Origin of the sequence: Beggiatoa leptomitoformis, from assembly GCF_001305575.3 — a bacterium.
Classification (GTDB): domain Bacteria; phylum Pseudomonadota; class Gammaproteobacteria; order Beggiatoales; family Beggiatoaceae; genus Beggiatoa; species Beggiatoa leptomitoformis.
On record NZ_CP012373.2, the window covers coordinates 3,174,664 to 3,190,042 of the forward strand.

Genomic DNA, 15,379 nt, shown 5'->3' on the forward strand with positions numbered 1-15,379 from the left:
AAAATTTACTTGTATTCAAGACAATAAAAAAGGCGGATAAATCCGCCTTGATAAAACCAGCGTCTAACTATAACGCATTAACTTTTACCATCAGAACCCATTTGTTCTTGCAGGTAGTTTTGAATACCGACTTGTTCAATTAAACCCAGTTGAGTTTCTAACCAGTCGATGTGTTCTTCTTCGCTTTCTAAAATATCATCAAGTAATTCGCGGGAGACGTAATCTTGTTTTTCTTCGCAACAGGCAATGGCTTCAACTAAATCAGGGTGCGCTTTCTGTTCAAGTTTCAGGTCGCATTCCAACATTTCTTTGGGGTTTTCCCCAATCATCAATTTTCCCAAGTCCTGTAGATTGGGCAGACCTTCTAAAAACAGGATGCGTTTAATGAGCTTATCCGCATGTTCCATCTCATCAATAGATTCCTTGAAGGTGTATTTACCCAAGCTGTTCAAACCAAAATTTTCGTACATGCGGGCATGGAGAAAATATTGATTAATTGCAGTCAGTTCGTTTCTGAGGATTTTATTAAGGTGTTCAATGATTTTCTTGTCGCCTTTCATACACTTTCTCCTATTCGAGGATGGTCATTATCAATCAGTTAGAACTTATTTAAAGTAAAGAATTGTTTATTCAAGCATGTTAAATCGTATGCGTAAAATGGCTTGTCATAATGTAAGTTCTATCCGTTTTTTAACAAGCTGAGCAATCATTATATTGGGATTACATCTAAAAAAACTGTACTTTTTGATAATTTTTCAGAAAAAAAGTGTCTATATGCAACATATCAGTAAACAAACAGGGACGTATATCCTCATTTTAAAAGCAAACTCAGCACATTCCTGTTGTGTGGGAAAAATGGGGCTTGTATCTATTACTAAAGGATTTTATTTGTATGTTGGGAGTGCCTTTGGGCGGGGTGGTGTTCAAGCAAGGGTCTCACATCATCAAAAAATAAGCCTTCATCCACATTGGCATATTGATTATTTACGTCAACAACTATCTTTGTTAAGCATTTGGTGCAGTCATGATGCAAAACGGCGTGAACATCAATGGGCAAGTTTGTTAAATCAGTCGCAGGGGATGACTTTGCCCTTTCCCCGTTTTGGTGCATCTGATTGTACCTGTCCTGCACATTTATTTTTTTCCCCAACGTTGCCCAGTTTTACCGTTTTTCAGTCGTTTTTAATGGTGCAATATCCTGAACATGCACCAATTTTACAGTATGTGTTGTAAAGCAATAGCTATTCTTGATAACGCGGTAAGGCAAAATAAAAACGCGAACCGTGTCCTAACTCGCTTTCTACCCATGCACTCCCTTGTAATTTCTCCATAATTTGCCGAACGATGGATAATCCTAATCCGTGTCCATCCGTGCGTTCTTCATGTAAACGGGTAAATGGGGTGAAAAGTTTTTCTTGTGCTTCGGATGAAATGCCTGCGCCATTGTCTTGTACCCAAAAACGGATTTCATCCGCATTTTGTTGAAATCCAATCTGTAATTTTGGCGGACTTCCTCCGTATTTTAAACCATTACTCAGATAATTAACCCAAACTTGTTCTATCCAAGGTGCGTATCCTGTGACAAGCGGATAAGGTTCTGTGGGAAAATGTAATTCTCCCGCATAGCGGTCTATCATCTGGGCTAAATGCTGTTGCGTGACTTCGGTTAAAATAGCCTGCATATCTAATGGTTTAATTTCTATTTGTTGACGGGTAGAAATCCCTGCAAGCAGCAGTAACGCATCAATAATATCGGACATCTGCTCACCCGCTTGACTGATGAGCCTAAGATAATTAATTGATTTTTCAGTCAGTGGTTTAAACACAGGTGGGGTATCATAATCTTTAACCAAACGCTCACTTAAATGAATAACGCCACTTAAAGGATTTTTTAAATCATGCGCAACAGTGCGAGCAAATGCCTCAACTTCTTGATTACGCCTTTCTAATTCACTGGCATAGGTTTGTAACTGTTTTTGCAGACGATGTAATTTTAAATGCGTATTAATGCGTGCCAACACTTCCTCTTGTTGAATTGGTTTTGTAATGTAATCAGCCGCACCCACTTCAAATCCTTTCACTTTATTAGGCGTTTCCGTCAATGCTGTCATAAAAATGATGGGAATATCCTGCGTTGCTTCTTGTGATTTAATGATTCGACACACCTCAAAGCCGTTAATATCGGGCATCATCACATCCAACAAAATTAAATCGGGTTTTGCATAATTCGCTTTTTGAATGGCCCGTAATCCCGCTTGCGCAACCAACACTTTAAAACCAGCTTCATTTAAAAAATCGAACAACATCGCTACATTAGCAGGCACATCATCCACAATTAACAAAGTGCCTTTGTATTGTGCATCTTTCATGATATTGATTATCCATTACAATGAGATATAACCTTACAAAAATATAATAATTTGCGCTAGCTAATCGTTGTATCTTAGTAAACAAACAGAAACAGCTTTGGATTACTTCTATTTTAATAACCCCGAGCAAGATTCTTTCCCCTATTTTTCACACAAGCAAATATTCATTCAATACAGATTACTTCACATAATTATGATGAACTGGACAGACTTTCACTTTTTACGCCCTACGGCATTACTCGCATTTTTACCCTTCATCATCCTCTTTTATTTTTGGCTAAAACGGCGCAGACAAAATGGTCAATGGGCAAACATTTGTGACCCGCAACTACTCCCACATATTTTGCTACGACAAGACCAAGACCCAACACCAACCCCTGCGACGTTTCTCATCGCCATTGCAGGAACGCTTGCGATTCTTGCCTTAGCAGGACCGACAATAGAACGCCTACCCCAACCCGTTTTTCGTGAACAATCTGCTTTAGTCATCGCCCTTGATTTATCGCGCTCAATGAATGCAGAAGATATAAAACCCAGCCGTTTAGAACGCGCCCGCTATAAAATTGCCGACATTCTCAACCGACGACAAACAGGACAAACCGCATTACTGGTTTTTGCAGGCTCCGCCTTTGTCGTCACCCCATTAACTGATGACAAAGAAACAATACTGTCACAACTCCCCGCACTGACCCCAGATATAATGCCCGTACAAGGGGGGCGAACCGATTTAGCCCTACAAAAAGCCATGGAACTGCTACAACAAGCAGGGATAAAAAACGGACAAATTCTACTCATCACCGATGAAGCAGAAACAAACCAAACCCCCAATACTGTACAAAAACTAACCCAAGCAGGCTATCAACTCTCCATCTTTGGTGTAGGCACTTCCCAAGGTGCGCCCATTCCCATTGCAGACAGTGGCTTTTTAAAAGACTCACAAGGGGCAATTGTCATTCCCACACTCAACGAAACCACTCTAATGCAACTCAGCAATCAAGGCGGTGGCATTTACCAACACTTAAGTATTAGCGATGTAGATACTAACGCGCTATTTGCCCTCTTAAACCAACAATACGATAAAAAACTAGAATCCCGACAAGCAACACAACTACACGTTGAACGCTGGTATGAACTAGGCACATACCTACTCCTCCTTGTACTCCCCATTGCGGCACTCGCCTTTAAACGCGGACATTTTGTTTTTATTATACTAATTACACTGCTCTCCATCACAAATCCCCCCCCTGCACACGCAGAAGAAAATACCACAGAATCCCCAAGCCTATGGCAACAACTCTGGGCAACTCCAGACCAACAAGCCAGCCAAGCCCTACAAGCAGGCGACGCAAAAACCGCCGCGACCCTATTTAATGACCCCGCATGGAAAGCCGCTGCCAGCTACAAAGCAGGACAATATGAACAAGCACTACAAACCCTATCAGGTTTAAACACCCCTGACAGCCTATATAACAAAGGCAACGCACTGACAAAACTTGGCAAATACCCTGAAGCTATCGAGGCTTACAAACAAGCCTTAGCCCAAAACCCAAACCATGAAGATGCCCGTTATAACAAGGAAAAAGTTGAACAATTACTAGAACAACAAAAGCAAGAAGACAAGAAACAAGATAAACAACAAGACAAAGACAAAGATAAAAAAGACAAAGAAAACAAAGAAGATAAACAAAAAAACGATAAGGACGACAAAAACGCCCAAAATCAGCAGAATCAACAGAATCAACAGAATCAACAAGACCAACAGCAACAAAACGCGCAACAACAAGATGATAAACAGCAGAATAACAAAGATGCTGCACAACAACATGCTGACTCACAAGATAAACCTGCCGATTCATCTAAAGACGAACAACAAGCCAAAAATCAACCTGCTGATAAAAAAGAAGACCTGAAAAAAGCGGAAGAGAAACCTGCACCACAACCGAGTGAAAAAGCAGAAAAACCCGCCACAGACCCAGAGAAAAACAAAGAGACGGCACAAGCGAATGTTGACGAAACAAAACCAATGACAGAAGAACAAACCGCGCAAGAACAATGGTTAAGACGTATTCCAGACGACCCCAGCGGTTTATTACGGCGCAAATTCCAGTATCAATACAGCCAGCAACAACAACCCACGACAGGAAAAGAGTGGTAACACCTCCGCAAAAATGGATGGTAAAAACTTGATAAATAAAATTATTACCATCCATCTTGCCGAAATATAGCAAACGCGCCATAAAGTGATTTAAATTCAGGGTTAGCAATCCTGTGAGGACTGCTAACCCTCTGTATTTTTTATAGTGCGTTTACTATATATCGCCGCCCAACACGCCCAATAAAAACCCACAGGCAACGCAATTAAAAACCTGAAATTTATGTTAATCTTTTTACCATGTCATTCAAATAATAATGACACCATTTTGTATTCTACATAGCTTAAGATTACTGAAGAATTCCAAGATATTATGACCCAACAGGCTGAATATGATGTATTAGTAATTGGCAGCGGAGCGGCAGGTTTAAGCCTCGCGTTAGAACTTGCTGACCATGCACGTGTTGCCGTGCTGTCTAAAGCCGCTATAGACTCAGGCAGTACCCAATATGCACAAGGGGGGATTTCCGTTGTTTTAGGGGAAGATGACTCCCTTAACTCCCATGTAGAAGACACCTTAAATGCAGGGGCCGGACTGTGCGACCGTGATATTGTCCATTTTACCGTTGCAGAAGGGCCAGACCGCATCGCTTGGTTAATTAAACAAGGTGTCCCTTTTACCCAAGAATCTAATATTGATGGACAACTAACCTACCATCTCACCCGCGAAGGCGGACATAGCCACCGTCGCGTAATTCATGTTGATGATGCAACAGGAAAAGCCGTTGTTACCACCCTCACAGCAAAAGCGGCTGCCCATCCCAACATTCGCCTGCTAGAACGTCACATCACTATTGACCTCATTACAGGCAAAAAATTAGGGCTTGAAACAAACCGCTGTCTAGGGGCATACGTTCTTAATCGTGATACCAATGAAATCATTGCAATGCGTGCGCGTTTTGTCGTGCTTGCCACAGGGGGCGCGGGTAAAGTTTATCTATACACCAGCAATCCTGATGTTGCGACAGGCGATGGCATTGCAATGGCATGGCGGGCAGGTTGTCGCGTGGGCAACATGGAGTTTATCCAATTTCACCCAACCTGCTTATTTCACCCCGAAGCCAAATCATTTTTAATCAGTGAAGCGGTGCGCGGAGAAGGGGGACGTTTACTTCTCCCTGACGGCACACCCTTCATGCACCGCTTTGACCCCCGTGCCGAACTCGCCCCCCGCGACATTGTCGCCCGTGCGATTGACCATGAAATGAAACGCATCGGCAGTGATTACGTATTTTTAGACATTACCCACAAATCCGAACAATTTATTGTTTCCCACTTCCCGAATATTTATCACCGTTGCCTAGAACTAGGCTACGACATGGCAAATCAACCCATCCCCATTGTTCCTGCTGCGCATTACACCTGCGGTGGCGTTGTAACCGACCGTCACGGACACACCGATATTGCAGGTTTATATTGCATTGGAGAATCCGCATTTACAGGCTTGCACGGCGCAAACCGTATGGCAAGTAATTCATTACTAGAATGTTTAGTTTTCGGACACAGTGCAAGCCAAGATATTTTGGCGCAACTTGAAAATGTTTCTGCACCACCTGCCGTTCCTAGTTGGGATGAAAGCCGTGTCACAGATTCGGATGAAGAGGTTGTCGTTTCGCACAACTGGGATGAATTACGACGGTTTATGTGGGATTACGTCGGTATCGTCCGCACTACAAAACGGTTAGAACGGGCAAAACGGCGCGTGGATTTACTACAAAATGAAATTCATGAATATTACAGTAATTTCCGCATAAGCAATGACTTAATTGAGTTACGGAATTTAGTCGTTGTCGCCGATTTAATTATCCGCTCTGCGCTATTACGTAAAGAAAGTCGTGGGTTACATTACACCTTAGATTATCCTGAACGCTCACCAGAGCCACAAAATACAGTGTTAGTACCGTAAATAAAAAGGGCGAATTTTATTCGCCCTTTGTTTTTTAACCCGCAAGAATAAAAAATAATGCAGAAAATCAGATTAATATAGCTTGATTAATGGCTTAATTTAGTTTAATTATAAAGGCATTCTAATATCTTGATTCATAAGGATGCCACAATGAAAAACTTTTTTATCTTGCTTTATTTATTAGTTTTTTCCAATACGGTTTACGCCACACAATGGGAACGTGTCGCAAGTGGTCGCGGTGGATTTGGGGAAAACGATACGATTGCCATTTCTCCGCATAATCCAAATACGCTCTATTTCACCGATGCTGACTTGCTTTATCAGAGTAAAGACGGTGGGGAACATTGGGAGCAGTTAGAAACGGCAAATGTTGAAGGGGTAATTAATGGTATCGTTATTAATCCACAAAATACGGCTATTATTTACCTAACAACCGTGGATAATTCAACATCCACCGTACGTGTCTTTAAATCTGAGGATAATGGCATCTCTTGGGTAAAAAAGCATGAGAACACAAGTCAACTGATTCAGTTAAGAATAAATCCTTATCATCCTGATATCCTTTATCTTCTTGATGATCGTCCTACTCTTTTTTCCTCTTATCATTCTCCTTTCCTTAAAAGTGTTGATGGTGGTGATAATTGGGAAAGAGCTGCGTCAAGTTACCGGTTTATCTCATCATTTCTCGCCATTGATCCGCAAAATCCCAATACGCTTTATCTGAGTACTGCTGATAGTCTTTTGGACGGCATTGGTTTTGCCGTTGGATTTTATAAGAGTATTGACCAAGGACAAACTTGGGTATTAAAAACGAGATTAATGTCAGGTATATTTGATACAAATTTACCCATTGCGGTTGATCCACATCATCCAAATACACTTTATATTGGTGAGCCGTACTATGAACCTCGTGTTCGCAAAAGTACTGATGGGGGGGAGACATGGGAGGTTATTCATAATATTGCAACCGACAATATTGTAATTGACCCTCATAATCCAGAAATTGTTTATTCAGGGGCACGAACAGGTTTATACCGTAGCGCGAATGGGGGGAAAACTTGGACAGAATTATCAACCGACGTTATATCACAACCCAATATTCGCTCTATGGTCATCAATCCACACCATCCTGAAATTCTCTTTGTCGGGGTACAAGATAGCGGATTGTATCGTGTTGTTACCGATAGTGATTGCGTTGCCACCTACCATTCAGCACAAAATACCGTCGATATTCCTTGTCTGCGTATCGATAATGATAACAATGTATTGAATGTCGAGTTGACTGGACGTGAATCTGATTTGCACTTTGATGTATCGGGCATTCAAGCGCGTTAAATCTAGTTGAGCGTGTTATTAAAATAGGATATATCGTTAATTATATGATATATCCTTTATTTTATATAGAAATAATCAACACCAATTGTAGGAATTATCTTTTGGATACAGAAGTCAAACAATTAATAATTATTGTGAGGGGACATGTTAATGCTAGATTACATCATCATCTACTTTTGCGTGACTATTCAAACAAATATCTTTCACTAATGAATTGCTTTTGTTGTTTTTTTACACTATGATACCTATTGTATTTTAAGTGCTTAATATATAAAGAGTAAATATAAAGATTTTAAAAACAAGCTATTTACACTACTGTTGATAGGCATCTTTTCCAAAGATTGTCTAGCAGTTGTGCCTACATATATCAATTGGGTAAAATGCCAAGCAATATTCAGTAACTTGTTGACTCCTATGATTTAATTGTCGTTGGACAAATTGGGAAGGTACTGACAAAAGGTGTTTTTTATGGTCATCAAAATAATGCAAGCTCACTCGCAGCGTTAGATAAACTAACCCCAATACCGCTGGGTATGCCATACGTTGATTACGAAATCACGGTTGAAAAACTTATCGTAGGTAAGAATAAGGAAGAATTATCTCAACAACCAATTATTTATCGCGTGTTTCAACCCCAAATAACCACTGAATACAGTTCGAGTGATGCGAAAGGACAGACTAGTCTTTTCTTTTTGTCAAAAGCACCAAAAGGGAATGTCTATGGAACAAAAACACCCATGCACCACTTGACTTTAAACAGAGAAAATCCTGTTTCCTGTTCCTTTGAAGGAAAAGAATTTACACCACATACCATCAAAGAAGCTTATAACGCCTCTTCTGATGATTTTTTAAATGCGGTTCTCATAACGGTACTTAAAAGAAATCAGTTATCCGATTAGAACAGCTTGATTAATTGCTAAGTGAGTTTAATTAAGGATGCCACAATGAAAAACTTTTTTATCTTGCTTTATTTATTAGTTTTTTCCAATACGGTTTACGCCACACAATGGGAACGTGTCGCAAGTGGTCGCGGTGGATTTGGGGAAAACGATACGATTGCTATCTCTCCGCATAATCCGAATACGCTCTATTTTACGGATGCTGACTTACTTTATCAGAGTAAAGACGGTGGGGAACATTGGGAACAGCTAGAAACGGCAAATGTTGAAGGGGTAATTAATGGTATCGTTATTAACCCACAAAATACGGCTATTATCTATCTAACAACCCGCGATGATTCAACAGTTCGTGTCTTTAAATCTGAGGATAATGGTATCTCTTGGGTAAAAAAATATGAAAATACGGGTTACTTGATTCAATTAAGAATCAATCCTTATAATCCTAATATTCTTTATTTTTTAAATTATGGTTTTCTCAAAAGTGTTGATGGTGGTGATAACTGGGAAAACGCCTCACCTTCTCCATATTCGCCATCATTTCTCGCCGTGAATCCACAAAATCCTAATACCCTTTATCTGAGTACTAATGATACACCCTTCAGTGGTGGTGTTCGTGCTTATGAACTTCATAAAAGTATCGATCAAGGACAAACTTGGGTATTAAAAGCTAACTTTTATTCCACCCTACTTGGTGCAAATTTACCCATTGCTGTTGACCCGCATCATCCAAATACACTTTATGTTAGTGAAGAACACTATAACCCGCCTAGAGAATATGAACCGCGTGTTAGCAAAAGTACTGATGGGGGAGAAACATGGGAGACTATTCATCATATTGCAGCCGATAATATTGTGATTGACCCCCATAATCCAGAAATTGTTTATTTAGGCGCGCGCACAGGTTTATATCGTAGCGCGAATGGGGGGAAAACTTGGACAGAATTATCAACCGACGTTATATCACAACCCAATATTCGCTCTATGGTCATCAATCCACACCATCCTGAAATTCTCTTTGTTGGGGTACAAGATAGCGGATTGTATCGTGTTGTTACCGATAGCGATTGCGTTGCCACCTACCATTCAGCACAAAATACCGTCGATATTCCTTGTCTGCGTATCGATAATGATAGCAGTATGCTTAACATTGAATTGACAGGACATGAGTCTGATTTGCGTTTTGATGTATCAGGTATTCAAGCGCGTTAAATCTATTTGAGTGTGTTATTGAAATAGGATATCTCATTAATAATATGAGATATCCTATTTTTTATAACGTTACTTCTGGATTATTCATCTTCCACTTCAATGGATTCTATAACTTTTAATTTCTCCTGTTTTAAACCCTTCATAAACAAATTGACACAGTGCGTTCATAAAAGTTGCTTACCATAGCCCATTATATTTATTGTTTTTTTATATAACGGTGAGGAAACTATTATGGGTGCATATAATCGTCGTCAATTTTTACGCACATTAGTTGTTAGTGCGGGCGTGTGGACGGTGGGAAGCCAGTTAGTGGGCTGTAATGATGACAGTGAAACCCCATCACGCATTGCATCCGATTATTTTCCGCAATCGCTGGCTTCTGGTGACCCAAAGACAAATAGTGTGGTGTTATGGACACGGTTGGCGGAATCAGCCAATAGTGATTTTACATTACGCCTACAAGTTGCCACAGCCATTGATTTTTCTAAAAAACTAGTTGATACAACTGTTAATGCGCAAGCAAACCATGACCATTGTGTCAAAATCAAAGTCATTCATTTAAATCCCGCGACAACGTATTACTACCGTTTTTTGTATTTAAAAAATGGGGAATATCTCACCACCAAAACAGCAAAAACAAAAACAGCCCCCGCAATCACTACGGATGTTGCAGTTAAATTTGGGTTTGTCAGTTGTCAGGATTATATCGGGCGTTATTACAATCCTTATATTAAGTTATTGGATGAGCAAGCCGATTTTTTTATTCATTTGGGTGATTATGTATATGAAAGTACAGGTGACCCTAGCTTTCAGAATGTTAGCGGAACGCGCGTTATTCAATTTGACGACCAAGCGAATGTAATCACTGCTTATGCAAGTAATGGCAGTCCGTATTATTTAGCCGCCTCTTTAGATAATTATCGCCAGTTGTATCGAACTTATCGCAGTGATTCGTTATTGCAAGAAATACATGAATCTATCCCAATGATTCCTATTTGGGATGACCATGAGTTTGCAGATGATTGTTGGGGCGCGACAGCAACAACGTTTGATGAACGTAAAAGTGAGTTATCCGTTAGTCGTCGGCAGAACGCAGAACGGGCATGGCTGGAATATATGCCCGTTGATTTGGATGAGGTTATCGAAGGTGCAATCGGTGTGAACGATGCAACTTTATATCCAAATAATCGAATTTATCGTGATTTTTATTTTGGAAAACATCTGCATTTAATCATGACGGATTATCGCAGTTATCGTCCTGACCATTTAATTCGGGAAGATGCGTTTCCCGCAACGGTTGTGCTGGATGAGGCAACATTAAGTCAATTAATCAATGGACAAGGGTTAGATTTTCAAGCTGTTCGCGCTTCATTTTTGCCCTATATTAATATTGACAATGCAGAGTTTGCCTCGTTAAAAATGGTATTAATTGCAGTTGTAACACAAGCTTATATTGCCGAAGGGATTCTTACAACCGATGCGCAACAACGAGCGGTTAATGTTATTCGGGGAAATTTGGATGCAACGGTGGTCAATAGCTTTATTCAAGCCTATAACCAAACCACTAGCAGCCCGCTAGCCGTTTTTGAGACCGCCCAGTTAGCCAGTATGAATCGGGGTTTATCATATCTAGCCTTGGGTAAACAATCGCTGTTTAGTTCGCTGGGTTCGCGGTATTTGGTTGTTAAGCAATCCTATGATTTATATGCTAACTATCAATATTTAATGGGGTCTGGTGATAGCGGACAAAATGGTTTTGGACAAACGCAAGAAACATGGCTGACTAATGCGTTGTTAAATTCTACTCAAACTTGGCGGGTAGTGGGGAGTTCTGTTTCTTTCACCAGTTTATTATTAGATTTAGCCAATACGGCGGGATTGCCCACTGAGTTTGTTGCACTTTTAGATAGTTTACCAACCGCTTTTCGACATTTATTTTATTTTAATGTTGACCAATGGGATGGTTTTGTGAATAAAAAAGCGGCGTTATTGCAATTGTTAGATAGTGTTCCTAATACGGTGAGTATTGCTGGCGATATTCATGCAAGTTATGTTTCTCAACATGGCGAAAGAACCTTTGAGTTTACAGGTACATCTGTTTCATCAGGTACATTTTCTAGCCTCGCTGCTAATCAAGCAACAGAAATTGGTTTAACCAATGTTACAGCCATTACAGCCGCTATTGATTTACTTCTACAAAGGGCGAATCCAATGATTCGTTACGCGAATAGTGATGCAAATGGGGTTGCTGTGATGGAAGTGAGCAGTGAGGGGGTTGCTGTGCGTTATCATTTATTAACAGCCGATAACGCATTTACAAATTATTATGCAGACCGTGAAACCTTGCGTAATAAAGTACAAACCTTGCACTTTCAGGTAAAAGCAGGGGAGTTATTCACCTAGCGCAAGTTGTCTATTTAAAACAAATAGCGAAACTTATTCCTAACCCGCTGATAAAACTTCCCCCTTTTACGGGGGATTGAGGGGAAAATCCTGACTTACTTCAGCTCGCCAATATTTTTTCCAACGTTGTCGCATAGAATTCAATATCGTCGACTGTACGGGTTTCTGTCGCGCAGACGGATAAACAATGGGACAATTCGGGATAGTAATGACTGACATCATACCCTCCCCAAATGCCTTGCGCGGCTAATGCGCGTAAAACTTCTGCAACGGGTTTGTTTAATCGTAATACCTGTTCATGAAAGTAATGCCCTGTAAAAACAGGGGTTACGCCTTGAATACGGTTTAAACGTGCTACGAGTTGGTGCGTATTTGCATGACAGGCTAGTGCAGTACGTTCTAAGCCTTCTGCCCCCATAATTGATAGATAAATGGTGGCTGCAGTGACCATTAAGCCTTGATTGGTACAAATATTCGAGGTGGCTTTAGAACGGCGAATGTGTTGTTCACGCGCTTGCAAGGTCAGTACAAAACCCTCTTTACCGTCAACGTCTAGCGTGCGCCCAATAATCCGTCCGGGCATTTGGCGGACATAGTCTTTTTTACAACATAAGAACCCAAAATAAGGGCCACCCGATGCAAGTGGAATACCTAAGGGTTGTCCCTCACCACAAACAATGTCAGCCCCTTGTTCACCCCATGTGTCAGGCGAGGAAAGAACGGCAAGCGTTAAGGGATTAACTTGTGCAATAACCAGTAATTTATTGGCTTTTGCCCAATCAGTGAGCTTGTCAACGGCTTCTAACATGCCAAAAAAATTGGGTTGGGGAATAACCAGTGCGGCGATTTCTTCAGTAACCTGTGGTAACTGATTGGTGTCTATTGTGCCTGTACTGGGATTATAGGGAATTTCTTGTAAGATAATCCCTTGGTTTTTAACCAGTGTTTGAATAACTTGGCGATAAATAGGATGAACGGTTGCGGGAAGTAAAACGGTGTTCGCTTTAGCGGATTTTGTTAAACGAACGGCCATTAAAATGGCTTCAGCCAGCGCACTCGCACCATCGTATAACGAGGCGTTGGACGCATCCATACCCGTTAAACGGGTCATCATTGTTTGATATTCGTAAAGTAATTGTAAAGTGCCTTGACTGGCTTCTGCTTGATAAGGGGTGTAGGCAGAATAGAATTCGCCACGGGTGGTAATTTCCCAAACCGCTGCGGGAATATGATGCTCATAAGCACCCGCCCCGATAAAGCATAATGCGTTGCCATCTTGTGTGGCGCGTTGACGCATCAGTTGTGCAATTTCCATTTCTGTTAGACGTGGCGGTAATTGGTCTAATTGAGCGCAACGTAAGGCGGGCGGGATTTCATCAAATAACGCTTCTATGCTACCGATACCAATGGTAGCTAACATTGCGTCTATATCATCTTGTGTATGCGGAATGTAGGGCATTGTGGGTTCAATGAATGGGTGAATGGAGCGATAGGTGATAAGAAAATGATATTGTGTTTAACCGATGACAACTGACGACGCGCTTGATAACGGTTAAACACAAAAATGCTGTAATGCGTTAGTGTTCAGCTTCAAGATTTTCTGAGTATTCTTCTGCACTTAATAAATCATCTAGCCCTGCATCACCATCGCTTAAGCGGACTTTAAACAGCCAACCGTCATAATAGGGACTTTTATTAACCAGTTCAGGTTCATCCACTAAACTGGCATTTACTGCAATCACTTCACCACCCACTGGGCTATACACGTCAGAAGCGGCTTTTACCGATTCTACAACTGCACATTCATCACCCGCATCAACAGGCTGTCCAATTTCGGGTAATTCAATAAAAACCAAATCCCCTAATAATTGTTGTGCGTGGTCAGTAATACCAATAATAGCAACATCATTTTCTATTCTGACCCACTCATGACTGGATGCATATTTTAAATCGTCCAGAATTTCGCTCATATACCGCTCTCCTTTATCATTTAATCAATAAAATTAGGAAGTTCAATTAAGGCTTTACCATTACGCACAAAAGGCGGTTTAACCACTTGTGCAGGCAATTGTTTATTACGAATAGCAACCGTCACTGCTTCATAAACACCAGCGGGTAGCCGTGCTAGCGCGACGGAAAACCCCAGTGTTGGTGAAAACGTACCGCTGGTAATTTGTCCTTCTCCCACCCCTTGCACATGTACCGTTTGATGGGAACGTAAAACCCCTTTCGCTTTTAGAACTAAACCAACGGTGACATAATGCTCACCCGCGTCTAATTGCGCTTGTAGGGCAGCACGTCCGATAAAATCACGATTATCAGGTAGCCATGCAACTGTCCATGTTAAGCCTGATTCTAACGGGGTATAATTTTCATCCATATCCACGCCATATAAATTCATACCTGCTTCTAAGCGCAAGGTATCACGCGCGCCCAATCCTATGGGTTTTACCCCTTGTGCAAGCAAACCATCCCAAAACGCGGGCGCGGCTTGGGCGGGCAAAATCACTTCAAATCCATCTTCACCCGTATAACCAGTGCGTGCAACAAATGTTTCGGCATTCCAACAAGCCTGAAAAACGCCTAATGCCATTGCACTTTCTTGCAACGCTGTTGGCAATAGTGTGCGGGTTATCTCGCGGGCTTGTGGCCCTTGAATCGCTAACATGGCTAAATCGACACGTTCCACAACCTGCACACCAAAGGCTTGCGCGTGCTGACGAATCCAGCATAAATCTTTATCGCGTGTACCTGCATTGACAACCATGCGATATTGAGTATCCGTTTGTTTATAAACAATCAAATCATCTAAAATACCGCCCTGTTCATTCAACATACAGGTATATAACGCCTTACCGATGATTTTTAAACGGGCGACATCATTTGCTAATAAATAGCGCAAAAACTCCGTAACGCGCTGACCCATTAAATCCACAACGGCCATGTGAGACACATCAAAAACACCTGCATATTGGCGTACTTGATGATGTTCATTAAGTTGTGAACCATAATGTAACGGCATATCCCAACCGCTAAAATCGACAATTTTAGCGTTAGCTTGTAAATGTTTTGCGTACAGCGGTGTTTGTTTGCCCATAGTTTTCTA

Annotated in this window: 12 protein-coding genes; 7 read left to right on the plus strand and 5 right to left on the minus strand. The window is 41.1% G+C overall.

All coding sequences use genetic code 11. From position 1 onward, the window contains the following. Positions 1-77: 77 nt before the first annotated feature. Positions 78-560 (minus strand): bacterioferritin, encoded by a 483-nt coding sequence (bfr, locus tag AL038_RS13350; protein WP_062153591.1) that lies wholly within the window; start codon positions 558-560, stop codon positions 78-80. Between the two features lie 214 nt (positions 561-774). Here bfr and AL038_RS13355 point away from each other — a divergent pair, with 214 nt between their 5' ends. Then, entirely contained in the window at positions 775-1,233 is a 459-nt protein-coding gene (locus AL038_RS13355) for a GIY-YIG nuclease family protein (RefSeq protein ID WP_062153593.1), read from the plus strand. 8 nt (positions 1,234-1,241) lie between these two features. Here AL038_RS13355 and AL038_RS13360 read toward each other — a convergent pair whose 3' ends face one another. Beyond that, positions 1,242-2,369: a sensor histidine kinase gene (locus AL038_RS13360; RefSeq protein WP_062153595.1), complete on the minus strand. Its 1,128-nt coding sequence runs from the start codon at positions 2,367-2,369 to the stop codon at positions 1,242-1,244. 193 nt (positions 2,370-2,562) lie between these two features. Here AL038_RS13360 and AL038_RS13365 point away from each other — a divergent pair, with 193 nt between their 5' ends. The 6 genes from AL038_RS13365 (at position 2,563) to AL038_RS13390 (ending at position 12,273) form a co-directional block, all read left to right on the plus strand. Continuing rightward, a complete protein-coding gene (locus AL038_RS13365) occupies positions 2,563-4,524 on the plus strand; it encodes a VWA domain-containing protein (protein ID WP_062153596.1) in 1,962 nt (653 codons plus the stop codon). Between the two features lie 310 nt (positions 4,525-4,834). After that, the gene (nadB, locus tag AL038_RS13370; RefSeq protein ID WP_101539178.1) at positions 4,835-6,427 is read left to right on the plus strand and encodes an L-aspartate oxidase; all 1,593 of its coding nucleotides are present in this window, start codon (positions 4,835-4,837) and stop codon (positions 6,425-6,427) included. Positions 6,428-6,577: 150 nt separating this feature from the next. After that, complete coding sequence (locus AL038_RS13375; RefSeq protein WP_062153599.1) at positions 6,578-7,762, plus strand: WD40/YVTN/BNR-like repeat-containing protein; 1,185 nt, start codon at positions 6,578-6,580, stop codon at positions 7,760-7,762. A gap of 533 nt (positions 7,763-8,295) precedes the next feature. After that, positions 8,296-8,661: a hypothetical protein gene (locus AL038_RS13380; RefSeq protein WP_062153601.1), complete on the plus strand. Its 366-nt coding sequence runs from the start codon at positions 8,296-8,298 to the stop codon at positions 8,659-8,661. Positions 8,662-8,706: 45 nt separating this feature from the next. Further along, the gene (locus tag AL038_RS13385; RefSeq protein WP_062153603.1) at positions 8,707-9,870 is read left to right on the plus strand and encodes a WD40/YVTN/BNR-like repeat-containing protein; all 1,164 of its coding nucleotides are present in this window, start codon (positions 8,707-8,709) and stop codon (positions 9,868-9,870) included. A 231-nt stretch (positions 9,871-10,101) separates the two neighbouring features. Continuing rightward, complete coding sequence (locus AL038_RS13390; protein WP_062153605.1) at positions 10,102-12,273, plus strand: alkaline phosphatase D family protein; 2,172 nt, start codon at positions 10,102-10,104, stop codon at positions 12,271-12,273. A 100-nt stretch (positions 12,274-12,373) separates the two neighbouring features. Here the strand turns inward: AL038_RS13390 and gcvPA are convergent, their stop codons facing one another. The 3 genes from gcvPA to gcvT all read right to left on the minus strand — a co-directional run bounded on the left by gcvPA (position 12,374) and on the right by gcvT (position 15,370). After that, positions 12,374-13,732 carry an aminomethyl-transferring glycine dehydrogenase subunit GcvPA gene (gene gcvPA / locus AL038_RS13395; RefSeq protein WP_062153607.1) on the minus strand — a complete coding sequence of 453 codons (1,359 nt, stop codon included), beginning with the start codon at positions 13,730-13,732 and terminating at the stop codon, positions 12,374-12,376. 118 nt (positions 13,733-13,850) lie between these two features. After that, a complete protein-coding gene (gene gcvH / locus AL038_RS13400; RefSeq protein ID WP_062153610.1) occupies positions 13,851-14,243 on the minus strand; it encodes a glycine cleavage system protein GcvH in 393 nt (130 codons plus the stop codon). 20 nt (positions 14,244-14,263) lie between these two features. After that, positions 14,264-15,370 (minus strand): glycine cleavage system aminomethyltransferase GcvT, encoded by a 1,107-nt coding sequence (gene gcvT, locus AL038_RS13405; protein ID WP_062153612.1) that lies wholly within the window; start codon positions 15,368-15,370, stop codon positions 14,264-14,266. Between the last annotated feature and the right edge of the window lie 9 nt (positions 15,371-15,379).

Excerpts from the sequence above, each read along its gene's own strand:
- bfr (WP_062153591.1), bottom strand. The coding sequence starts at position 560 with ATGAAAGGCGACAAGAAAATCATTGAACACCTTAATAAAATCCTCAGA.
- AL038_RS13355 (WP_062153593.1), top strand. The coding sequence starts at position 775 with ATGCAACATATCAGTAAACAAACAGGGACGTATATCCTCATTTTAAAA.
- AL038_RS13360 (WP_062153595.1), bottom strand. The coding sequence starts at position 2,369 with ATGAAAGATGCACAATACAAAGGCACTTTGTTAATTGTGGATGATGTG.
- AL038_RS13365 (WP_062153596.1), top strand. The coding sequence starts at position 2,563 with ATGATGAACTGGACAGACTTTCACTTTTTACGCCCTACGGCATTACTC.
- nadB (WP_101539178.1), top strand. The coding sequence starts at position 4,835 with ATGACCCAACAGGCTGAATATGATGTATTAGTAATTGGCAGCGGAGCG.
- AL038_RS13375 (WP_062153599.1), top strand. The coding sequence starts at position 6,578 with ATGAAAAACTTTTTTATCTTGCTTTATTTATTAGTTTTTTCCAATACG.
- AL038_RS13380 (WP_062153601.1), top strand. The coding sequence starts at position 8,296 with ATGCCATACGTTGATTACGAAATCACGGTTGAAAAACTTATCGTAGGT.
- AL038_RS13385 (WP_062153603.1), top strand. The coding sequence starts at position 8,707 with ATGAAAAACTTTTTTATCTTGCTTTATTTATTAGTTTTTTCCAATACG.
- AL038_RS13390 (WP_062153605.1), top strand. The coding sequence starts at position 10,102 with ATGGGTGCATATAATCGTCGTCAATTTTTACGCACATTAGTTGTTAGT.
- gcvPA (WP_062153607.1), bottom strand. The coding sequence starts at position 13,732 with ATGCCCTACATTCCGCATACACAAGATGATATAGACGCAATGTTAGCT.
- gcvH (WP_062153610.1), bottom strand. The coding sequence starts at position 14,243 with ATGAGCGAAATTCTGGACGATTTAAAATATGCATCCAGTCATGAGTGG.
- gcvT (WP_062153612.1), bottom strand. The coding sequence starts at position 15,370 with ATGGGCAAACAAACACCGCTGTACGCAAAACATTTACAAGCTAACGCT.